At 64.6% G+C, this 22,135-nt stretch carries 17 protein-coding genes and 1 tRNA gene; 8 read left to right on the top strand and 10 right to left on the bottom strand.

Features of this window, described 5'->3' with window-relative positions; translation table 11 throughout:
* Window positions 1-114 precede the first annotated feature (114 nt).
* Together mfd and XH89_RS19430 are read right to left on the bottom strand one after the other, a co-directional pair.
* Entirely contained in the window at window positions 115-3,633 is a 3,519-nt protein-coding gene (mfd, locus tag XH89_RS19435) for a transcription-repair coupling factor (RefSeq protein ID WP_194462071.1), read from the bottom strand.
* Entirely contained in the window at window positions 3,630-3,920 is a 291-nt protein-coding gene (locus tag XH89_RS19430) for a succinate dehydrogenase assembly factor 2 (RefSeq protein ID WP_194462070.1), read from the bottom strand. Before XH89_RS19430 ends, mfd begins: the two co-directional genes overlap by 4 nt.
* Before the next feature lie 185 nt (window positions 3,921-4,105).
* On the opposite strand from XH89_RS19430, the gene recG reads away from it, so the two are divergent.
* Entirely contained in the window at window positions 4,106-6,214 is a 2,109-nt protein-coding gene (recG, locus tag XH89_RS19425) for an ATP-dependent DNA helicase RecG (protein ID WP_194462069.1), read from the top strand.
* Here recG and panE read toward each other — a convergent pair.
* The 4 genes from panE to glmS all read right to left on the bottom strand — a co-directional run bounded on the left by panE (window position 6,211) and on the right by glmS (window position 10,872).
* Complete coding sequence (gene panE / locus XH89_RS19420; RefSeq protein WP_194462068.1) at window positions 6,211-7,140, bottom strand: 2-dehydropantoate 2-reductase; 930 nt, start codon at window positions 7,138-7,140, stop codon at window positions 6,211-6,213. The two genes, recG and panE, sit on opposite strands and share 4 nt — an antisense overlap.
* 81 nt (window positions 7,141-7,221) lie before the next feature.
* On the bottom strand, window positions 7,222-8,079 hold the full coding sequence (locus XH89_RS19415) for an NAD(P)-dependent oxidoreductase (protein ID WP_194462067.1): 858 nt from the start codon (window positions 8,077-8,079) through the stop codon (window positions 7,222-7,224).
* Between the two features lie 106 nt (window positions 8,080-8,185).
* Window positions 8,186-8,956 (bottom strand): DUF502 domain-containing protein, encoded by a 771-nt coding sequence (locus tag XH89_RS19410; protein ID WP_194462066.1) that lies wholly within the window; start codon window positions 8,954-8,956, stop codon window positions 8,186-8,188.
* An 89-nt stretch (window positions 8,957-9,045) separates the two neighbouring features.
* The gene (gene glmS, locus XH89_RS19405) at window positions 9,046-10,872 is read right to left on the bottom strand and encodes a glutamine--fructose-6-phosphate transaminase (isomerizing) (protein ID WP_194462065.1); all 1,827 of its coding nucleotides are present in this window, start codon (window positions 10,870-10,872) and stop codon (window positions 9,046-9,048) included.
* A gap of 221 nt (window positions 10,873-11,093) precedes the next feature.
* Between glmS and XH89_RS19400 the strand changes: the two genes are divergently transcribed.
* Window positions 11,094-11,312 carry a hypothetical protein gene (locus XH89_RS19400; RefSeq protein WP_194462064.1) on the top strand — a complete coding sequence of 73 codons (219 nt, stop codon included), beginning with the start codon at window positions 11,094-11,096 and terminating at the stop codon, window positions 11,310-11,312.
* Window positions 11,313-11,321: 9 nt separating this feature from the next.
* On the opposite strand, the gene XH89_RS19395 is transcribed toward XH89_RS19400, so the two are convergent.
* A complete protein-coding gene (locus XH89_RS19395; protein WP_194462063.1) occupies window positions 11,322-11,513 on the bottom strand; it encodes a hypothetical protein in 192 nt (63 codons plus the stop codon).
* Between the two features lie 48 nt (window positions 11,514-11,561).
* Window positions 11,562-12,917 carry a bifunctional UDP-N-acetylglucosamine diphosphorylase/glucosamine-1-phosphate N-acetyltransferase GlmU gene (glmU, locus tag XH89_RS19390; RefSeq protein ID WP_194462062.1) on the bottom strand — a complete coding sequence of 452 codons (1,356 nt, stop codon included), beginning with the start codon at window positions 12,915-12,917 and terminating at the stop codon, window positions 11,562-11,564.
* A gap of 178 nt (window positions 12,918-13,095) precedes the next feature.
* Here glmU and XH89_RS19385 point away from each other — a divergent pair, with 178 nt between their 5' ends.
* Together XH89_RS19385 and XH89_RS19380 are read left to right on the top strand one after the other, a co-directional pair.
* The gene (locus XH89_RS19385; RefSeq protein WP_194462061.1) at window positions 13,096-14,484 is read left to right on the top strand and encodes a hypothetical protein; all 1,389 of its coding nucleotides are present in this window, start codon (window positions 13,096-13,098) and stop codon (window positions 14,482-14,484) included.
* A 95-nt stretch (window positions 14,485-14,579) separates the two neighbouring features.
* Complete coding sequence (locus XH89_RS19380) at window positions 14,580-14,960, top strand: hypothetical protein (protein WP_194462060.1); 381 nt, start codon at window positions 14,580-14,582, stop codon at window positions 14,958-14,960.
* On the opposite strand, the gene XH89_RS19375 is transcribed toward XH89_RS19380, so the two are convergent.
* Window positions 14,920-16,497 (bottom strand): beta-(1-6) glucans synthase, encoded by a 1,578-nt coding sequence (locus XH89_RS19375; RefSeq protein ID WP_246767894.1) that lies wholly within the window; start codon window positions 16,495-16,497, stop codon window positions 14,920-14,922. The genes XH89_RS19380 and XH89_RS19375 overlap by 41 nt on opposite strands.
* Before the next feature lie 313 nt (window positions 16,498-16,810).
* Here XH89_RS19375 and XH89_RS19370 point away from each other — a divergent pair, with 313 nt between their 5' ends.
* The 4 genes from XH89_RS19370 to XH89_RS19355 all read left to right on the top strand — a co-directional run bounded on the left by XH89_RS19370 (window position 16,811) and on the right by XH89_RS19355 (window position 21,229).
* On the top strand, window positions 16,811-17,407 hold the full coding sequence (locus XH89_RS19370; protein ID WP_194462059.1) for a beta-1-3, beta-1-6-glucan biosynthesis protein: 597 nt from the start codon (window positions 16,811-16,813) through the stop codon (window positions 17,405-17,407).
* Between the two features lie 215 nt (window positions 17,408-17,622).
* The gene (locus tag XH89_RS19365; RefSeq protein ID WP_194462058.1) at window positions 17,623-20,292 is read left to right on the top strand and encodes a glycosyltransferase; all 2,670 of its coding nucleotides are present in this window, start codon (window positions 17,623-17,625) and stop codon (window positions 20,290-20,292) included.
* Window positions 20,293-20,631: 339 nt separating this feature from the next.
* A tRNA-Lys gene (locus XH89_RS19360) sits at window positions 20,632-20,707 on the top strand.
* A 183-nt stretch (window positions 20,708-20,890) separates the two neighbouring features.
* Entirely contained in the window at window positions 20,891-21,229 is a 339-nt protein-coding gene (locus tag XH89_RS19355; RefSeq protein ID WP_194462057.1) for a hypothetical protein, read from the top strand.
* Here the strand turns inward: XH89_RS19355 and XH89_RS19350 are convergent.
* Window positions 21,224-21,787 carry an NYN domain-containing protein gene (locus tag XH89_RS19350; RefSeq protein WP_194468548.1) on the bottom strand — a complete coding sequence of 188 codons (564 nt, stop codon included), beginning with the start codon at window positions 21,785-21,787 and terminating at the stop codon, window positions 21,224-21,226. The genes XH89_RS19355 and XH89_RS19350 overlap by 6 nt on opposite strands.
* Window positions 21,788-22,135: the final 348 nt, after the last annotated feature.

The following is a 22,135-nucleotide window of genomic DNA, read 5'->3' as shown; positions in this document are numbered from 1 at the left end:
CCAACAACCACCGTCATTGCGAGCGCAGCGAAGCAATCCAGACTGCCTCAGCGGAAAGATTCTGGATTGCTTCGTCGCAAGAGCTCCTCGCAATGACGTGGTGAGAGCGGAGTCCTACGCCGCCTTCTTTTTCTGCGCGAGCTGCGACAATTGCCGCATGATCTCGGTGGTGCCGGCGAGACGCTCTTCCGGCGTTTCCCAATCCTGCAGGAACACCACCTTCATGTCGGGGCGCACCTTGGCGGCCTGGCCGTGGCTCTTGATGAACGACACCAGGCGATCGGGATAGGCGAAGGAATTGTCGCGGAAGGTGATGACGGCGCCCTTCGGGCCCGCATCGATCTTCTCGACATTGGCCTGGCGGCAGAACGCCTTGATCGCGGCGACCTTGAACAGGTAGCGCACCTCGTCCGGCAGCACGCCGAACCGGTCGCGCATTTCCGCGCCAAAGTTCTCGATCTCCTCCTCGCTGTCGAGATCGGCGAGGCGCCGGTACAGCGACAGTCGCACCGAGAGATCGCCAACATAGTCCTCCGGAATGAGCACGGGCATACCGATGGTGATGGTCGGCGACCAGCGGTCGGCGGCGGGCTCGGACACGCCGGCCTTGAGGTTGACGATCGCCTCCTCCAGCATGGACTGATAGAGCTCGAAGCCGACTTCCTTGATGTGGCCGGACTGTTCCTCGCCGAGCAGATTGCCGGCGCCGCGGATATCGAGGTCGTGCGAGGCGAGCTGGAAGCCGGCACCGAGCGTCTCCAGCGATTGCAGCACCGTGAGCCGGCGCTCGGCCTGCGCCGTGATCTTCTGCTGCGCCGGCAGCGTGAACAGCGCATAGGCCCGCAGTTTCGAACGGCCGACGCGGCCGCGGAGCTGATAGAGCTGGGCAAGACCGAACATGTCGGCGCGATGCACGATCAGCGTGTTGGCGTTGGGGATGTCGAGACCGGATTCGACGATGGTGGTCGACAGCAGGATGTCGAACTTGCCGTCGTAGAATGCGGTCATGATGTCCTCGATCACCGCGGGCGGCATCTGCCCGTGCGCGACCGCGACCTTCATCTCCGGCACGTTCTTGTCGAGGAAATCCTTGACCTCGGCGAGATCGTCGATGCGCGGCACGACGTAGAACGCCTGGCCGCCGCGATAGCGCTCGCGCAAGAGCGCCTCGCGGATCATCAAGGGATCGTGCGGGGCGACGAAGGTGCGGACCGCGAGGCGATCGACCGGAGGCGAGGCAATGATCGAGAGCTCGCGGACGCCGGTCAGCGCCAGCTGCAATGTGCGTGGGATCGGGGTTGCCGACAGGGTCAGCACATGCACCTCGGAACGCAGCGCCTTCAGCCGCTCCTTGTGGGTGACACCAAAATGCTGCTCCTCGTCGACGATGACGAGGCCGAGATCGCGGAACTTGATGGCCTTGCCGAGCAGCGCGTGGGTGCCGACGACGATATCGACCGAACCGTCGGCAATGCCCTTCTTGACGAGGTTCAGCTCCTTGGTCGCGATCAGGCGGGAGGCCTGCGCCACGTTGACAGGAAAACCCTTGAAGCGTTCCGCGAAAGTCTTGGCGTGTTGCCGCGCCAGCAGCGTGGTCGGCACCACCACGGCAACCTGCTTGCCTTCGAGCGCGACGGCAAACGCGGCGCGCAAAGCTACCTCGGTCTTGCCGAAGCCGACGTCGCCGCAGATCAGCCGGTCCATGGGACGACCGAGCTCGAGATCCTTCAGCGTGGACTCGATGGCGCCAAGCTGGTCCTCGGTCTCATCATAGGGGAAGCGTGCACAGAATTCGTCATAGAGCCCCTGCTGCACCGGCAGTTTGGGCGCCTCATGCAGATGGCGCGCGGCTGCGATCTTGATCAACTCGCCCGCGATCTCGCGGATGCGGTTCTTCAGCTTGGCCTTGCGCGTCTGCCAGCCGGAGCCACCCAGACGATCGAGCTCGACCGTGGTCTGGTCGGAGCCGTAGCGCGACAATAGCTCGATGTTTTCGACGGGAAGGAACAGCTTGGTCTCGGCGGCATAATGCAGCTCGAGACAGTCATGCGGCGCGCCGGCGACGTCGAGGGTCTGCAGGCCGATGAAGCGGCCGATGCCATGATCGACGTGGACGACGATGTCGCCCGCAGTGAGGCTCGTGACTTCCGAGATGAAATTGTCGAGCTTGCGGCTCGCCTTGCGCGGCCGCACCAGGCGGTCACCCAGAATGTCCTGCTCGCTGATGACAGCGATCTCGTCGGTCTCGAAACCGCTCTCCAGGCCCAGCACGGCGAGCATCGTCTCGTTGCGCGGGGTGGCCTGCACCGTCCGCCAGGCGTTGACGCTGGTGGTATGGGTCAGCTTGTGATCGCGTAGCATCGAGGTCATGCGGTCGCGCGAGCCTTCGCTCCAGAGCGCGATCACGACCTTCTTGCGGCTAGCCTGCAGCGTCATGACGTGGCTGACGACGGATTCGAACACGTTGACCGTCGAGTCGTTACGTTCAGGCGCAAAATCACGGCCCTTGCGCGCGCCGGCATCGACGACGCTGGTGCCGTCGGCCGGAACGGAGAAGGCGGTCAGCCGGATCAGCGGCATATCGCGTTCGCGCTTGCCCCACTCCTCCTCGGTCAGATACAGCCGATCAGGCGGCAGCGGCTTGTAGATGGCGCCGCCGCCCGGATGCTCCATCGCATCGCGGCGGGCCTCGTAATAGTCCTGGATCTGCTTGAAGCGCTCGCGGATGGCGTCCTCGGCCTGCGGCTCGATCGCGACGGCGGCGCCTTGCAGATAATCGAACAGCGTGTCCATCCGGTCCTGGAACAGCGGTAGCCAGTGCTCCATACCAGGGTGGCGGCGGCCTTCGCTGACCGCCTCGTACAGCGCATCGTCACGCTCGGGCGCGCCGAACTCGGCGACATAGCCCATGCGGAAGCGGCGGATCGTGTCGGTGACGAGCTGAAATTCCGAGATCGGCACCAGATCGAGCGAGCGCATGTCGAGCAGCGTGCGCTGGGTCTCGGCATCGAAGGACCGGATCGATTCCAGACTGTCGCCGAAGAAGTCGAAACGAACCGGCTGTTCCAGGCCTGCCGGAAACAGGTCGAGGATGCCACCGCGTACGGCATATTCGCCGGGCTCGCGTACCGTCGAGGAGCGGTTGTAGCCGTTGTGCTCGAGCCAGGCGACGATGGTGTCCATCGGCACGACATTGCCGGGCGCGACCGACAGCGCCTGCGCGGCGACGAGCTCGCGCGCGGGCACGCGCTGCACGACGGCGTTCACCGTGGTCAGCACGATCAGCGGCTTGTCGCTGCCGGTGAGCGCGGCCAGCCGCGCCAGCGTCGTTAGGCGCTGCGCCAATATGCCGCCATGCGGCGAGACGCGGTCATAGGGCTGGCAGTCCCAGGCCGGAAAGGTCAGCACCGGCAGATCGGGCGCGAAGAATTGCAGCGCGCGTTCGAGCTGTTGCATCCGCCCGCCGTCGCGGCAGACCACCGCGAGGCTGACAGCCGGCTTCTTCGGCCGCGCCGCGATCGCGCGCGCCAGGTCGGAGACGACGAGGCCTTCCGCTCCTTCCGCGACATTGGCAAGCGTCAGCGCGCGGCCGGGCGTGAGCAGCTCGGCCGGAGATTTCATGCCCAGCTTCATACGTCGCTGTCCGCGATTGGATAGGCCTTGATGCGGGCGAACAGCGCGCCGGTGACATCGGCTAGCAGCAGCTTGTCACCCGTGATGGCGGCATAGAGATCGGGATCGTTGACCTCGAGCAGGGTCTCGAGCTCGGTCAATTCAGCCTCGGACAAATTGCCGATCTCGGCATCCGCGAAGCGGCCGAGGATCAAATCCATCTCGCGCGTGCCGCGGTGCCAGCAGCGGAACAGCAGCCGCTTGCGGCGATCGTCCAGTCCGCTGCTCGATCGTGTCGTTCCCGTCATGTCTCAAATCCAGTCAAACGCCGAAAGCCCGGACGTGCCGGGCCGGGGTGATATAGCCACTGGAACTGGCCATGTCAGCCCTCGATTTGGCATGGCCGCACCCGCTGGAGGCGCTAAGAAAAAAGACGTGGATGCCCGGCATAAAGCCGGGCATGACGGGCCGAAACGATCCTAGATTCGCATCCATGCGCCCCAGCCTGCTCAATCCGCTGTTTGCTCCCGTGACCAGCCTGCCCGGCGTCGGTCCGAAGCAGGACAAGCTGCTGCAATATCTGCTCAGCCGGAGCGAGACGCCGCGGCTGGTCGACCTGCTGCTGCATCTGCCGAGCCAGGTGATCGACCGCCGGGCCCGGCCGAAGATCCGCGACGCCGTGCAGGGAACCATGGTGACGCTGGAGGTCACCGTCGACCGCCACCGCCCGCCTCCACCGCGCAATGCGCGGGCGCCGTATCTGGTCTATGCCAGCGACGATACTGGCGATGTCGTGCTGACCTTCTTCCGCGCCAAGCCCGGCTATGTCGAAAAGCTGCTGCCCGTGGGCGAGAAGCGTTACGTCTCCGGTACGCTGCAGATGTATGACGGCACTCCTCAGATCGTACATCCCGATCGCGTGCTGGATGAAGAGGCGATCGCAAAGCTCTCCGGCATCGATCCCGTCTATCCGCTGACCGAGGGCCTCGCGCTCGGCTCGCTCCGCCGCGCCATCGCGCAGGCCTTGCAGAAGCTGCCGGCGCTGCCCGAATGGATCAGCCCGGAGGTGCTGCGCCGCTGCAACTTCCCGCCTGTTACCGAAGCGCTCAATCGCGTGCATCAGCCGGTCGAGCTGACGGACATCCTGCCCGATCAACGCTTCTGGTCGCGTCTTGCTTTCGACGAGCTGCTGGCCGGCCAGCTTGCGCTCGCTTTGATCCGAGCCCAATTGCGGCGGCCTGCCGGCGTGCGCAACGCCGGCGACGGGCATTTGCGCAACAAGATCATCGACGCCCTGCCCTATGCGTTGACCCCCTCCCAGCGCAACGCTGCGGCGGCCATCGCTGACGATCTGAAGCAACCGGTGCGCATGCTGCGCCTGCTCCAGGGCGACGTCGGCTCCGGCAAGACCGTGGTGGCGCTGCTGGCGGCCGCGGCCGTGGCTGAAGTCGGCAAGCAGGCCGCGCTGATGGCGCCGACCGAAATCCTGGCGCGCCAGCACATCAAGACCATCGCGCCGCTCGCCGAGCGCGCCGGCATGCGTGTCGCGATCCTCACCGGCCGCGAAAAGGGCAAGGAGCGGCGCGAGATCATCACCCAACTTGTCGAGGGCGAGATCGACCTGCTCGTCGGCACCCATGCTCTGATCCAGGACGACGTCGTCTTCAAAGATCTCGCACTTGCAATCGTCGACGAGCAGCACCGCTTTGGCGTGCGCGAGCGCCTCGCGCTGACGTCGAAGGGCGAAGCCGTGGACGTGCTGGTGCTGAGCGCCACCCCCATCCCCCGCACGCTGGTGCTGACCTATTTCGGCGACATGGACATCTCGGAGCTGCGCGAAAAGCCGGCCGGCCGGCAGCCGATCGACACCCGCGCTGTTGCCATGAGCCGTCTCAGCGAGGTCATGGACGGCGTCGGCCGTGCTTTGCAATCGGGAAAATTGGTCTACTGGATCTGCCCACTGGTCGAGGAGTCCGAGGCCGAGGGCGCCGAGCATCTCACCAACGCGACCAAGCGTTTCGAAAGCCTGCAGAAGCGCTTTGGAGATCGCGTCGGCCTGGTGCATGGACAGATGAAGGGCACAGAGAAGGACCGGGTGATGGGCCAGTTCGCCGCCCATGAGATCGGACTTCTGGTCGCCACCACCGTCGTCGAGGTCGGCGTCGACGTGCCGGCCGCCACCATCATGGTGATCGAGAATGCCGAGCGGTTTGGCCTTGCCCAGCTGCACCAGCTCCGCGGCCGCATCGGGCGCGGATCGGAGGCTTCAACCTGCATCCTGCTCTACAGCGAGCCGCTCGGCGAGATGTCGAAGGCGCGACTGAAGGTGATCCGCGAGACCACCGACGGCTTTCGCATCGCCGAAGAGGATCTGAAGCTGCGCGGCGAAGGCGACGTGCTGGGCGTGCGCCAGAGCGGCCTGCCCGGCTATCGCATCGCGCGTTCGGAGGTCCACGGCCAGCTCATCACGCAGGCCCGTGACGAAGCACTGCGCATCATGAAGGACGATCCGAAGCTCAAGGGCGAGCGCGGCGAGGCGCTGCGCTGCTTACTGTATCTCTACGAGCGCGACGAGGCGATCCCGCTGATCGGAGCGGGTTAGCTCGCGCTCCTTCGGCGCCCGACTTCATAGGCCGCGACGTGGGCGCGAGCCAGATCCAGCAACGGCGTGTCGACGTTGAGCGTGCGAGCCCGGTTGGCCATATCGCCGAGGATATGCTCGGACTCGGTCATCGAGCCGCGCTCGATGTCGCGCAGCATGGAAGCCTTGAGCGGCGAGTCCAGGGTGGTGAACAGCTTTCGATCGAACTCGATGAATGGCGCGCGCGGCTCGAATCCGGAGGCGGTCGCGACGGCGCAGCATTCGGCGAACAGGCGGAAGATCGATTGCTCGCCGTTCGGCACGGCCAGGATGTCGCCGATGCTCGCGCGCATCAGGCAGGTGATACCGGCGAGCGTCGAGAGCTGGACGAACTTCTCCCACATGTCCTGCATGACCGCTTCGCTGGCGCGCACGTCGATCCCGGGGACATTGAGCAGCGTCTCCAGCGCGAGCACACGCTCGCTGAGCGAGCCCGCGATCTCGCCGACGACGATGGTCTGGTTGGCCATGAATTGAACGACGCGGCCGTCCGCATCGAGGCCAGCACTGACATTCGCCAACCCACCCAGGACTCGCGCGGCGCCGAACTTCGCGGTCAGAGCGTCGATATGTTTCAACCCGTTGAGGATCGGCAGCACCATGGTGCTGGTGCCGACGGCGGGAGCGAACTGGCTCGTCGCGTCATCGAGCGAGTAGGCCTTCACGCCGACGAGCACGACGTCGTACGGCTCCTTGAGATCATTGGCCTGAATGATCTTCGGCTGCACGGCAAAATTGCCATGTGGGCTTACGATCTGCAGTCCGTCACGGCGCAACTGTTCGGCTCGTTTCCCACGAACCAGAAACGTCACGTCGCCACCTGCCCGTGCCACGCAGGCTCCGTAATATCCACCGAGCGCGCCCGCGCCGATCACCAGAACTCGCATTCGAACTCCCGTCTCACGTCAGCGACAGTCAGCCATCGTCATATGGCAATGGCAAGCAGACTGATCGCAAATGCCCGATCGTCAGGCCTTCTTCTTCCCGATACCGGCCGCAAACGCCTTCAGCAGTGACGCATCGACCGCCTCCGCTTTGGCGTCGGCGGCCAGATGCTCGAACCATCTGGCAAAGCCTTCGTAGATCTGGCTCGCCGGATGATCGGGTCCGAAGAAGCCGGATATCTCCTGCATCTCCGCGACCCAGCGATAGGCTTTCGGGATCATGTCGGGCAGCGCGACCTCGAGCCGCGCCAGGATCGCGGGCTGGCTCAGCGCGAGTTCGTCGCGCAGCGCGTCCGCGGCCCCCGCCTTGGTTGCCGCGATCACCATGGCCGAGCCGATCCCGGCGAGCCCCTTGACGATGCCCGCATAGGACATCTTGAGCGCGGAGGCCGCGCCGACCGGGCCCTCGACGATGCGCAGGTCGAGGCCGAAATCCTTCAGCACTGCCACGCTCCTGGCATGCTCGCCAGACACATAGAACGCCGGGCTCTTGCCACCGGGCTGCGGCGGAAAGCCGATGATGCCGCAGTCGACGAAGGGCGCTTGCGCCGATCCGATGATCTCCTCGATCCGCTTCACCGTGTCGACATTGACGGCGTTGCAGTCGACCACGACCGGCTTCTTGCTGCGCTTGACGATCAAGGCCGCCAGCCGCTCGGCCAGCGCCACCGCCTCGCCCGGCGGCACGATCGAAAGGATGATGTCGGCGTCCGCAATCGCATTGTCCTCTGCGCCGATCATGCCGGCATCCGCGGCCCGCTTCACCGTCGCCTCGCTTCGCCCCTTCAAGGATGTCAGCACGCGCGCGCCGTTCTCGCCGAGACGACGGGCCACCGCGCTGCCCATGGCACCGGGCGCGAGGATCGCAATGGTTTTGGACATCGGGCACTCCAGTTCGAATTGCGAGCGTTACGCTCAGTTCGACCGGAACGATAGCAGAGGACACGAACGCCCGGACGACCCGCGGCCATCCCGTCGCGGAATGGCCCTACTCCACCTTCGCAGGCTCGGGCCTGAGCGCAGAGGCATTGGCGATCCGCGCGGCATTGGCCATCCCCGCGAGCGCGGCGGCCTTCTTCGGGTCCGGCGCGGAGCCAGGCTGCACCACGCCGGCGGACATGATCAGCGTTGCGGCATCCTCGGCGCTGAGGTCGACCTCGATGATCTTGCTCCTGGGCACGTAAAAGAAGAAGCCGGTGGTCGGGTTCGGCGAACACGGCAGAAATACCGAGACATGTTCCTCCTGCCCCGGCAGGCTGCGCGCGATGTCCTCGCTCGGCGATTGCGAGATCAGCACGATCGACCACATGCCGGGCGATGGAAACTCGACCAGGCCCACTTTCCGGAAGCTCGAGCCCTTGCCCGAGAACAGCGTCTCGAACACCTGCTTCAGGCCGCGATAGATCGCGCGTACCGCCGGGATCCGGCCGAGGAAGGTTTCACCGACGTCGACCAGCGTGCGGCCGATCAGGTTCGCGGCGAGGAAGCCGACCAACGTCAGGGTGAAGAATGCGACAATCAGTCCCCATCCGGGAACGCCGTACGGCAGATAGGTCTCGGGCCGGTAAGCCAGCGGCACAAATGGCCGCACCACCCCGTCGACCCAGGTCACGAACCACCAGACCAGGTACAGCGTGATCGCGATCGGACCGGTGACGATCAGCCCCGTCAGGAAATAATTGCGGAAACGGCCGATCAGGCCGGTATGCGGTTCCGGGGCGGGATCAAGAGGCGCAGGCGCGTCGTCGCGGGCGGTCATTCGGGTTCCAGTCGGTCGCTTCAAGCAAGCTAGGGTCTTCTAGCAGGTTTTGGAAGACCACGAAGCAATCCGACCGGAATCCCTGATGCCTATTCCACGGTCACCGACTTGGCGAGATTGCGCGGCTGGTCGACGTCAGTGCCCATCACCACCGCCGTATGATAGGCGAGCAGCTGCACCGGGACGGCGTAGACCATCGGCGTGAAGGCGGCGGCCATGTCGGGCATGACGATGGTGACGAGCGAATCCACGGTCGCCTCGGCCGCGCCCTTCGCATCGGTCATCAGGATGATGTTGCCGCCGCGGGCGGCGACCTCCTGCATGTTCGAGACGGTCTTCTCGAACACGCGGTCGTGCGGCGCGATCACGACAACAGGCATGGTCTCGTCGATCAGCGCGATCGGACCGTGCTTGAGCTCGCCGGCCGCATAGCCCTCGGCATGGATGTAGGAGATTTCCTTGAGCTTCAGCGCGCCTTCGAGCGCCAGCGGGAAACTGGTGCCACGTCCGAGGTAGAGCACGTCGCGGGATTTTGCGATCCTCTGCGCGAGTTTCTCGATCTGAAGCTCGGTGGTGAGCGCGTCCGACATCAGGCGGGGGATCTCGACGAGACCGTGAACCAGCTTGGTCTCGTCGTCGTCGGACAATTCGCCTCTCGCCTTGCCGGCCGCGATCGCCAGATTCGCCAGCACCATGAGCTGGCAGGTGAAAGCCTTGGTCGAGGCGACACCGATCTCGGGGCCGGCCAGCGTCTGCAGCACGGTCTCGCTCTCGCGCGCGATCGTCGAGGTCGGCACGTTGACCACGGCAATCGTGTGCGCGCCCTCGGCCTTGGCGTAGCGCAGTGCGGCCAGCGTGTCGGCGGTCTCGCCGGACTGCGAGATGAAAATGGCGAGATCGCCCTTGCGCAGCGGTGCTTCGCGGTAGCGGAATTCGGAGGCGACATCGACCTCGACCGGAAGGCGCGCAAAGCGCTCGAACCAGTATTTTGCGACGATGCCGGCATAGCTCGCGGTGCCGCAGGCCGTGATGTTGATGCGCTGAATGTCCTTGAAGTCGAACGGCAGCTTGACCGGCAGCGAGACGCGCTCGGTCGCCATGTCGACATAGCGCGCCAGCGTGTGGCCGACCACTTCCGGCTGCTCGTGGATTTCCTTCGCCATGAAGTGGCGGTAGTTCGCCTTGTCGACCAGCGAGGTCGAGGCAGCGAGCTTGATCCTGTCGCGCGCGACGGCCCGACCGTCCTTGTCGAAGATCGTCGCGCTCTTGCGCGTCAGCACGACCCAGTCGCCATCCTCGAGATAGCTGATCGTGTCGGTGAACGGCCCGAGCGCGATCGCGTCCGAGCCGAGATACATCTCGCCATCGCCGTAGCCGATCGCGAGCGGCGGGCCGTTGCGGGCGCCGATCATGAGGTCGTCGTCGCCGGCGAAGATGAAGCCGAGCGCGAACGCACCGCGCAAGCGCGCCAGCGTCAGCTTCACCGCTTCGACCGGCTTGTTGCCGCGCGTCAGGAGATCATCGACGAGATGCAGCACGATCTCGGTGTCGGTCTCGGTGTGGAACACCGTGCCCTTCCCCTCGAGCTCCTCGCGCAGCTCGCGGAAATTCTCGATGATGCCGTTGTGGACGACAGCGAGCCGTTCGGTTGCGTGCGGATGGGCGTTGTTGACGGTCGGCTTGCCGTGGGTGGCCCAGCGGGTATGGCCGATGCCGGTGGTGCCCTTGAGCGGCTCGGCTTGCAGCCGCTTCTCCAGATTCTTCAGCTTGCCCTCGGCGCGGCGGCGCTCGAGATGCTTGCCTTCAAGCGTGGCGACGCCCGCGGAATCGTAGCCGCGATATTCGAGACGTTTGAGCGAATCCACCAATTGCTCCGCAACCGGTTCGCGCCCGAGAATGCCGACAATCCCGCACATGCGGACCAATATCCCCCAAATCGTCGAAAAATCGCCTAAACGACGCGCTCGATTTTTAGCGAAGTTCCCCGCGAACCAGATACTCAATAATTATAACGGATTGCGACAGTGTCCGATGACGGCAATCCGTTGCCCGCATCGTCATGGCCGGGTTTAACCGTGCGCATTAACTCGTTGTCAACAAGTTTGGCCAACGATTCGCGCCCAGGAGATCATGGGCCATGAAAGCTACGTCCGACCGCAAAGGTCTGTTTTCGCGATATCTGAGCGCGAGCGAGACCTCCGGCACGCACCTTGCGCATTGGCCCCCGCCCCAGCGCGGCAAGGAAAACAAGCCGGTCTTCATCAAGCATCCGGAAGGCGAACCGGTGAAGCGCGCCAAGCCGCGCGGCTGGCGCCTGACCCGCGCGATCTTCTCCGAATTCGCCGACGATGAATAGCGGCGAGCCTCACCATCCCAGCACCAGGGTACAGACGGGGACAACGACGAGCACCCAGAACGCTATTCCGGTGAATAGCGATGCGATCTCGTGCTCACGCGGGTGGCGAACGCCGAACTGTTCCAGCACCCATCGTCCCGGCGGCGTGATGACGTTCTCGGCGAGGAACGTGACCATATCGCTGATGAACTTGTCGTCCATACGCGCGCAATCCCAAACAACACCGATCGGGGATCGGCACCCGGCCGCTCATTTCTCCGGCTTCTTGCCGCCCGTCTTCATCTCGCGATAACGCGCAGCGCCGCCTTCGCGGATGGTCTGCTGGTTGCGCTCCAGCGCCATCGCATCATCAGGCACGTCGCGCGTGATCACAGAACCCGAGCCGATGTAGGCGCCGTTGCCGATTCTGACCGGCGCGACCAGCGAGGAGTTGGTGCCGACGAAGGCGCCCTGCCCGATCACCGTCTTGTGCTTCTTGAAGCCATCGTAGTTGCAGGTGATGGTGCCGGCGCCGATGTTGGAATTGGCACCGACCGTGGCATCGCCAATGTAGGAGAGATGGTTGACCTTGACGCCGGCCTCCAGCGTCGCAGCCTTGGTCTCCACGAAATTGCCGATCCGCGCGCCGTCGCCGAGCGAGGTGCCTGGACGCAGACGCGCATAGGGGCCGATCGAGACGTTCTTGCCGAGCGTGGTCTGCACGATATGCGAGAAGGAGTGGATCACGGTGCCGTCGGCGATCGTCACGCCGGGGCCAATCACCACGAAGGGCTCGATGGTGACGTCCTTGCCGAACACGGTGTCGGCCGCGAGATAGACGGTTTCAGGCGCGATCAGCGTGACGCCGGCCTCCATCGCAGCCTTGCGCAGCCGTGCCTGCATCACGGCTTCCGCCTCTGCGAGTTGCGCCTTGGTGTTGATGCCGCGCACTTCGTCCTCGCTGGTTTCGATCACGACGGACTCCCATCCCTGTTCGCGGACGATGCCGACCGCATCGGTCAGATAATATTCGCCCTTGGAATTCGCATTGCCGATCCTGTCCAGGATCGCGAGCGCACGGCGCCCGTCGATCGCCATCACGCCGGCATTGCATAGATCAATTTTGCGCTCGTCCGCGCTGGCGTCGGCATGCTCGCGGATCGCGACCAGGCGATCGCCCTCGACGATGAAGCGGCCGTACCCGGTGGGATCCGCCGCGCGAAAACCGAGCGCGGCAATCGCCGCGCCCCCGGCGAGCGGCGCGCGCAGCCGTGCAAACGTCTCGGCCGAGATCAACGGCGTATCTCCGAAGGCGATCAGGACGTCATCCACGCCCCGCGCGATCGCCTCGCGCGCTGCCAGCACCGCATGCGCGGTGCCGAGGCGCTGGCCCTGCACGAAGATGAGTGCATCGGGGCGGATCCGCCTTGCCTCGTCGGCGACGGCCTGGTGATCGGGACCGATCACCACCGCGAGCGCGGTGCCGGTTCCCTGCGGCGCGGCGCCGAGCACATGGGCAAGCAATGTCTGGGAAGCGACCGGATGCAGCACTTTCGGCAGGCTCGATCGCATGCGCGTGCCCTCGCCGGCGGCGAGAACGATCGTGAGGCTTGAGCGGGCGGTCATCGCAATCCTGTCAAATACGGCCGAATCGACCATCAGCCGAGAGCGGCGAACCGGTATCGCCTGAACCTGTCGTCTTGCTACCCCCGCAAACGCCCGGAATTCAAGTGCGCGTGGGTTTTCCTGTTAATGTTCCCTGATTGATTCGGGGAAGCCGGACAGGGCTGGGCACCAAACGTTCATGGCAAAGGATTCCGACCCACTGGCGGATGCCTTCGGCGACAAGGAGACCGGCGGACTGTTCTCCGGACTTTTGGCCGAGGAAGGCACGTTCGATCGTCGCCTGCTATGGCGGCTGGGCTCATGGGGCGTCGCCGCGGTCGGCGCCGTCGTGGTCGCCGTGATGGCCAACCAGGCCCAGCTCGGCTGGCGCCGCGACCAGGTCGCCTCTGCTGATCTCGCCCGCCAGTCCGAGCGGCTCCAGGTGCTGACCAAGGAAAGCCAGCTCGAAGCCCGCCGCCTGACCTCCGCCATCGAGACGCTGAACACCGATCGCGACCGGCTCTATGAGCGCGTCACCGTGCTCGAGCAGGGGCTTGATTCCGTCACCGGCGCCATCGCCAAGCAGAACGCGGCATCGTCACAGGCGCCCGCGCCGAAGCCGCAGGACACGCCCGTCGCCGCCGCACCGCCTGCGGCCCCGGCACCTGACGTCGCGCCGGTCGCCTCGACTGCGGCGTCGCTGGTCGACCGGCCACGCACAGGCTCCGGCAAGGAAACCTCGAAGGACAGTTCGAAAGAGGCTGCGAAGGATCAGCCCAGCCCGCCGCCGCAGACGGCTTCTGCCGCCTCGCTCGTCCCGCAGTCGCCCGTGACGACCTCGGCCCTGCCGATCCTTCCGCTGGTGCCCTCGAAGTCGATCATGGCGCCGCCCGATCCCGCCGCGGCGAAACTGATTCAGCCCGAGCCGACCGACAAGGCCACCGAGAAGGCGCCCGAGCCGGCGCCCGCTCCGGTCGAAGTCGCCACCGCGCCGGTCAAGCCGGCGGACGCCACCGACGCCGAGGCGCCTGCGATTTCCGTCCAGCAGACGCACTTTGCCATCGACCTCGGCGGCGCGAATTCGGTCGACGGCCTGCGTGCGCTGTGGCGCGGCCTGACCAAATCCAACCCGGAGATCGCCACACTCCGGCCGATCATCATGATCAAGGAAGGCAACACGGGCCTCGGGATGCAGCTCCGCCTGGGCGCGGGCCCGCTCATCAACGCTGCGGCCGCCGCCAAACTCTGCGCGGGCCTCGCCGAGAACAAGCGCCACTGCGAGACCACCGTGTTCGACGGCCAGCGTCTGTCGATGCGCGGCGGCTCGGAGAAGACACAAGAGAAGTCTCAGGACCGTGTTCAGGACAAGAACACGGAGAAGAATCAGGACGCGGCACCGCAAGCCGAAACCGCGCCCGCGCCGAGCGCAAAGCCCGAGAGGCCGCAGCGACGCCGCGGCTACTCGTCCAAGCGCTCGTCGAAGCGCGAGGAGCCCGCGCCGCCGCCTGCGGCCCAGCCCGCGGCGACCGCCCCCAAGCCCGAGACGGCGTCGGCGAGTTCGACGATATCTTCGTTCTTCCGGCGGTAGGGCCGGCTGAAGAGCCAATTGCCGGCTGGGTGTTGGGCCAGAAAATCGCCCTGCCCCTGTTGCTCCCTTCCGCCATCCCGACCATATTGCGCCGCATGACAAAGAAGCCTTTCCGTCTCTCGCCCTATCAGGTGCAGTTTCTCATCGTCGTCGGTTTCGTCACCGTCGGCTGGGCGCTCTATGTGCGCTATCTCGGGATCGAATTCTCGCAGGTGGCGCTGGCCTGCGATGCCGGCCTGCAGACCATGATCTGCAAGGCGCGCTCGGTGTCGACGTCGCTGTTCAAGAATTCGGTGTTCGGCATCGTCGCGCTTGTGATCGCGACGCTGAACCTGATGCGGCCCTCGATCGTGCTGCTCACGCTCGGCGTGGTCGCAGCGGGCCTCGGCATCGTGCTCTACAACATCGTGCTGGCGGGCCTTGCGATCGGCCTGCTCATCCTTGGCTTTGCTCGGCCCGCGCCCGCCACAGCGTGAGCGCGAACAAGAGATAGATCGCGCAGGTCCACATCGCCTGCCAATTGTCGCGGCCTTCGTTCAGGATCACGTAGACCGCCGATACAGCCAGCAGCCCTGCGAACACCGCTTCCGCGATCGGCCGCACGCCGATCTGCGGCCGGTTCAGCATGAGCAGCGCGAACGGCACCACCGCCATCGTCAGCGAGGCATAGGGGAAGTCGCGGTAGCGCGGATCGAACACGAAGCCGAGCGCGGTCTCGGCCGCGATCACCGCCGTCGCCGCCAGGGTCAGGCAAAGCACGGCGGAGAGCTTTGACCATTTCCGGCCCTCGCGCGGGCCGAGCAGGTCGAGGAAAGTCGGCAGGCTGCGGCCGATGACGAGCGCCTGCGCGCAGAAGATCGGCGAGAGGATGCCGGCGAGCAGCAGCACGCCCCATTGCAGCCAGCCACCCCAGCCGTAGCTCTCGTAATACATCTTGTCGGCGCCAATCCCGAGCAGGATGCCCGCCGACGTCGCGGAGATGCCGACAGCGAGCCAGGCCGAGAAGCGCGGCGTCCAGGGCCGGCGGCGCAGGGTGATGAGGGCGACCGCGAACACCAGCACGCTGAGGCCCATGCCCGCGCCCATGTACCATTTCCAGAACGGGAAATTGCTGATCGGCTCGCCGGGCGGATATTTCAGCTGACGCCGCACGGAATCGAGCAGGCCCCAATAGCCGCCGACGGTGCCTTCGAGCCGCCGCTTCCACGGCTGGTCATAGGCCTCGATCAGGTTGACGCGAAATTTCTGCGCCTTCGCGAGCGCCAGAATCTCCGAGACCACGCGCGCCTGGTTGGTGCGGGACGGCAGCGCGCCCTCGCGCATGCGACCTTCGCTCGGCCAGCCGGTCTCGCCGATCAGGATCTCCTTGCCGGGAAACGCCACCGCCATCCGCTCGCGGATCGCCTCGACATGGGACGAGGCGAATTTCGCCTTCACCGGCATGTCCTCCCAATAGGGCAGGATGTGAATGGTGACGAAGTCGACGGCGTCATAGACCTCGCGGTTCTTCAGCCAGTACTCCCAGACGTCGGCATAGGTTATGGGCACGGTGACCTGCGCCTTCACCGAACGGATGATCGCGATGAGATCCTGTGTCGTCATCTCCCCGCGCAGCAGCACCTCGTTGCCGACGACAAGGGCGGAGATGGTTTCGGGGAACTCCTTGGTGAGGCGGATTGCGGTCGCAACTTGCGCGAAATTCTTGGCGCGGTTGCTGCCGAGCCAGATGCCCTGGATCACCTTCAGTCCGCCGACCTTGGTCGCGACCGAAGGCACCTGGTCGAGACCATTTTCAATGGAGTAGGTGCGGACGCAGTCGGTGATCTCTTTGAGCTGGCGCAGGTCCCGCTCGATCTGGTCGGCCTCGATGTGAGTCCATTCGTTCAGCGGCGTCTGCTCGCCGCGGAACGGCGCGTAGGAGACGCATTGAACCTTGTCATTGGGATCGATGGGCGCGCGTGCAAGCGTGATTGGCGTGGCCAGCCACCACCACACGGCAGCAATTACACCCAGGGACACGAGCAGGAGCGCCAGTGGCGTACGAAGAGAAATCGGTTCCGTCCTCCGCGAAGGGTCCGTCGATTACCTGCTCGCACGCCATCTGCCAAGGGGGGCGCGGCGCTCGCCGCGCCATCTCCCCCTTGCGAATTAACCTGCGGCCGTTCGACCATCCCATAGGATCGTGACTTTGCTGGACAAAAATCCAAATACAGGTCATGGCATTCCCCAGGGCTTTTCCGCCGCATTGGAGACCCATTTGGACGCCATCACCGACGCGTCCGCGAGGTCCCTCTCCGCGGGCGGTCATTAAGAAATTGGGGAATTCATGCGGCGACGGGTGTTCGAGTTAAGAAATACGGTCCTGCGGCAGTTCGCCGCCACCTTGGCCGTCTCCTCCCTTGTCCTCCTGGCCAGCTTCAGTGGTACTTCCGCCCAGAGCGGCACGCCCGCCCCCGACCAGGGCAAGACCGCCGCCCAGCCCGCCGACGCCGCCAAGGAAGCCACCGCTCAGAACCAGCGCCGCACCGACGAATTCGCCGAGGCCGCCCAGGCCATCAATGGCCCGGCCGGCAATCCCGAATGCGTCTGGCTCGGGCGGCGTGTGGTGCGGCTGATGTGGCGGGATGACCTCGATACCGCGTTCCGCCATCTCGACCTTTATGACCGCTTCGGCTGCCCCGGCGGCCACATCCAGGCTGCGTTCCGCTGCCTAACCCGCTTCGGCGCGCAGATCGATCCGAAGGTCGCCGAGACCCTGGACAGCCGCGTCCATGCCTGCTGGATCAATCCGGCCGCCCAGCCGCAACAGGCGGCGGCAGCAGCCTCGCAGCCGGCGGCCCAGACCAGTGGCGCAGCGCCGGGCCCTCAGCCGGCCGCGAGCCCGGCGCCTGCGGCAAGCCCCTCGCCCGCGCCCCAGAAATAGCCGCGGGTCGTTTCACCTGTCGTTCAGGAACGATCGGCGATAGCTGGGGTTGGCACTGCCGCGTTCTCCAAAAAGGCCGTGCCCTCATAAGGACATGAGGGCATGACAGTTGAGAAACCGCGCGGCGGAGGTATGCTCCATTTGCCGCGGACTTGGTCGGATCTCGGGGTCGGATCCGCTTCCCTGCCCCCTCAGCCCCTTTTGGTTTAGCCGCGATGCGCGTTGTCGCCGCCGTTCTGTTGCTCGTGTCCGTCCTCCACGCCGGAATCTGGGGAGTGCTGCGCGACCGGGAACCCGCGCCTGATTTCAAGGGCCTGTTGCCCAGCGTTTCCTATGCGCCGTTCGAAGGCTCGGCCCACCCTGATATCGACAACATCCCGACCATCGAGAAAATCCGCTCTGACCTGAAGACGCTGTCGACGATGACGCGCGCGATCCGCCTCTATTCGTCGACGGGCGGCGTGGAACTGGTGCCGCCGATCGCTGCCGAGTTCGGCCTCAAGGTCACTGTCGGCGCCTGGATCGACAAGGACCCTGACCGCAACGAGCGCGAGATCAAGGCCGCGATCGAGCTCGCCCGCAAGAACAGCAACGTCAACGGCGTCGTCGTCGGCAACGAGGTGATCTACCGCGGCGAGCAGAAGGTCGAAGACCTCATCGAGATGATCAAGAAGGTGAAGAGCGCGGTGCGCGTGCCCGTCACCACCGGCGAGATCTGGAACATCTGGCGCGATAATCCCGACCTCGGCTCCAACGTCGATTTCATCGCCGCCCACGTCCTGCCCTATTGGGAAAATTTCCGCTCCGACCAAGCCGTCGACCAGGCTGTCGACCGCTACAACCTGTTGCGCAATCAGTTCCCGGGCAAGCGCATCGTGATCGCCGAGTTCGGCTGGCCGAGCGCGGGCTACAATCTACGCAATGCCGACCCCGGTCCGTTCCAGCAGGCGCTGACCTTGCGCAATTTCGTCAGCCGCGCCGAAGCGATCGGCATGGAATACAACATCGTCGAGGCGATCGATCAGCCCTGGAAGTATTTTGAAGGCGGCGTCGGTCCGTACTGGGGCATCCTCAACGCCAGCCGCGAGCCGAAATTCGCCTGGACCGGCCCGGTCGAGAACCCCGATTACTGGAAGCTGATGACGATCGCGCTCCTGGTCGGCATTCTGCTGTCGCTGCCGATCCTGCGGCTGGAGCAGCCGACCGCGAAACAGGCGTTCGTGCTGTCGGCCGCCGCCAACGGCGTCGGCGCCTGGGCCGCGACCGTGTTCGCGTTCTGGAACGGGCACTATTTCATCTTCGGCTCGGCCTTTGCTCTGACGCTCGGCATGATCCTGCTTGTGCCGCTGGTGTTGATCGCGATGGCCCGCATCGACGAGATCGCGGCTGTTGCCTTCGGCCGGCCACCGCAACGGCTGCTGTCCAAGGGCAAGGCGATCGCCGGCGTGCCCGAGAATTACTACCCCAAGGTCTCGATCCACATTCCGGCGTATTTCGAGCCGGTCGAGATGCTGAAGCAGACGCTCGATGCGCTGTCGCGGCTCGACTATCCCAACTACGAATGCGTGGTCATCATCAACAACACGCCGGATCCCGCGTTCTGGCAGCCGATCCAGGATCACTGCCGCGCGCTCGGTGAACGCTTCAAGTTCATCAACGCCGAGAAGGTGCAGGGTTTCAAGGCCGGCGCTCTCCGGATCGCGATGGACCGCACCGCCGTCGATGCCGAGATCATCGGCATCCTTGATGCCGACTATGTGGTCGAGCCGGACTGGCTGAAGGACCTCGTGCCGGCTTTCGCCGATCCGCGCGTTGGCCTGGTGCAGGCGCCGCAGGAGCATCGCGACGGCGACCTGTCGATCATGCACTACATCATGAACGGCGAATATGCCGGCTTCTTCGACATCGGCATGGTCCAGCGCAACGAGCTCAACGCCGTCATCGTGCACGGCACGATGTGCCTGATCCGCCGTGCCGCGATGGACATGGCCGGCGGCTGGTCGAGCGACACGATCTGCGAGGACTCCGATCTCGGCCTTGCGATCCAGGAGCTCGGCTGGACCACGCATTACACCAATCACCGTTACGGCAAGGGGCTGCTGCCCGACACCTACGAGGCCTTCAAGAAGCAGCGTCACCGCTGGGCCTATGGCGGCCTGCAGATCGTCAAGAAGCACTGGCGGCAGTTCCTGCCCGGCAAGAGCCGGCTGACGCCCGACCAGAAGCGCGAATACGGCCTCGGCTGGCTGAACTGGCTGGGCGCCGAAAGCCTCGGTGTGGTCGTGGCGCTGCTCAATCTCGTGTGGGTGCCGATCGTCGCGTTTGCCGACATCGCCATCCCCGACAAGATCCTGACGCTGCCGATCATCGGCGCCTTCGTCGTCTCGCTCGCGCACTTCCTGTCGATGTACCGCGCCCGCGTCGCGATCAAGCCCGGCCAGATGCTGGGCGCCATGATCGCCGCGATGAGCGTGCAATGGACGGTGTCGCGCGCGGTCGCGCAGGGCCTGATCACCGAGCACATCGCCTTCGCGCGCACCTCCAAGGGCGGCCTGAGCAGGATGTCGATCGAATTCCAGGCGTTCTGGGAGGCCGTGATCGGCACCCTGCTCCTGATCGGCGCCGGCGTGCTGATCGCCTCCAACTCTTTCCGCCAGATCACCGAGATCTACATCTTCGCCGGCGTCCTGGTGCTGCAGAGCCTGCCGTTCCTCGCTGCGGTCGCGATCGCGATCCTCGAGCTTAGCCGCATCAACTCGTTCCAGTTCTGGCGCGACAGCGCGATCCGTACCGCCGAGCTGATCGGCCTGCGGCCCGTCGCCCTGCCGGCGCCCGGCGGCACCGCCCAGCCGGTGCCGAGCGAGGTGCGGCGGGAGGCGAACTGATCCTGCCGGGCGCTGGGCCTCCTCGCCCAACGCCCCCCGGGGATCAGCATTTCCAACGAGCCCTCCACTCTTCGGCGTGGATGGACCGCGGCCAATCCGGTTTAAAATCCCGATCTAAGCAGCGGATACGTCGGGCAAATCCCTACCCCTGGCGCGATCTTCAGCAACCGTGCCCGCTATTGACCTCGGCGTCCCATCCCCCTACACAGCGCGGGCCGAAAGCATGATCCGGAAACAGCCGGTTTTCCCCGCAGCGCAAGCCTTCAGCGTAGCGGCAAGACATGCTTCTCGAATGTCCGAAGACGATGGCGATCGAGTTCAAGCCATCAGCGGCCATGGGAGCGCGTAGCTCAGCCGGTAGAGCACGTGACTTTTAATCACGGGGTCCTGGGTTCGAGCCCCAGCGCGCTCACCAAAAAACCTAGCAAAATCAATAGATAGTTCAGAATGACGGAATTACTGCTACCCAAATCTCCTTCGTGGGTAGCACCCGGGTAGCACCGGTCTGGGATATCCAAGCCAACCGACTGACTCGTATTTGTCGCGATCCCGGCGCAGGATGGAACCTGCCAGCGCCCAAAGGGGGAGGATTGCCTCTATGGAGAGGTTCATCGCGCGCGCGAATATCGATCACTATCTGGAGCTGTTGAAGGACGGCGACGTTCCCAGCCCAACCAGATCAACGATCACCACGCTGTTGATCGAGGAAGAGGACAAGCTGGGCCACGACTACGAGCAACTTGAGTTCGTGGAAAGCAGAGCCGCAACATGCCGGGCGCGCGCAGATCGCCAACGACGCTTGATGGACTCGTTTAATCCGGACTCCGACGACTGGGTGCAGGCCGAACGAGTGCTTGTCAATTTCGAGTCGCTCGCCCAGTTCGTGGAGAGCTACTGTCATCAGATGCGCCGCAAGGTGAGCAACCGGCCCCTATAGCCTGTCCGCGTCAGAGGGCCTCCCCCTGTTGGGGATATCGCGGCTGATGCCGGGCCGTAAATCTGCAATGTCGGTAAAAACATCGGCCTGTCGGCGAAGTTCATCTGCAATCATCGGTGGCTGGCTGTTCATCGTTGAAACGACAGTAACGTGCACCCCACGTCGCTGCATCGCAGCCACGAGTGAACGGAAATCTCCATCGCCTGAGAAGAGGACCATTCGGTCGATGTGAGGAGCAAGCTCCAGGGCATCAACGGCAAGTTCAATATCCATATTGCCCTTGATTTTGCGGCGTCCACCCGAGTCGATGAATGATTTGATCGCCTTAGTGACAACGGTGTAGCCGTTGTAGTCCAGCCAATCGGTCAAAGGGCGGATTGAAGAGAACTCCTCGTCCTCGATGACCGCAGTGTAATAAAACGCGCGGAGAAGCGTCCCATGCCGCACGAACTCCTGCAAAAGCCGCTTGTAGTCTATGTCGAACCCAAGGGCCTTCGACGCCGCGTAGAGATTTGCACCGTCGATGAACAGTGCGATCTTGCTTGTCGTAGGTGACATGATGAGGGTACTCGCGCAATGCGGATCAACTACGATGCGCAATGCGAGGCTGGATTTCGGAATGAAAGAGGAGCCGCAAAGCTGGCGGCCTTTTCGAGGAGTACGGCACCATCCGGCGCGACAGAGAAGCGCGCAGTTAGCCACCACAAGCAACAGCAACACGCTAAGGTGTCATTCCGCTTGCGAGTTTAACCCGCACCGGATTGAGCAAAGGCGGGTATTAGGTAATGGCGACTATTTAGACAGAAGTCATTTCGGTTTCAATCTCCACGTCGCGACGGTAAGTCGCACGGCGGAGGTGCCAAGCTACTCCTGTTTCTGCAGTACCCGGTCGGTGCGCTGCAAAAG

Origin of the sequence: Bradyrhizobium sp. CCBAU 53340 (assembly GCF_015291645.1) — a bacterium.
Taxonomy (GTDB): domain Bacteria; phylum Pseudomonadota; class Alphaproteobacteria; order Rhizobiales; family Xanthobacteraceae; genus Bradyrhizobium.
Note: the sequence above shows the minus strand (reverse complement) of the source record. Positions and strands in the feature narration are given on the sequence as shown.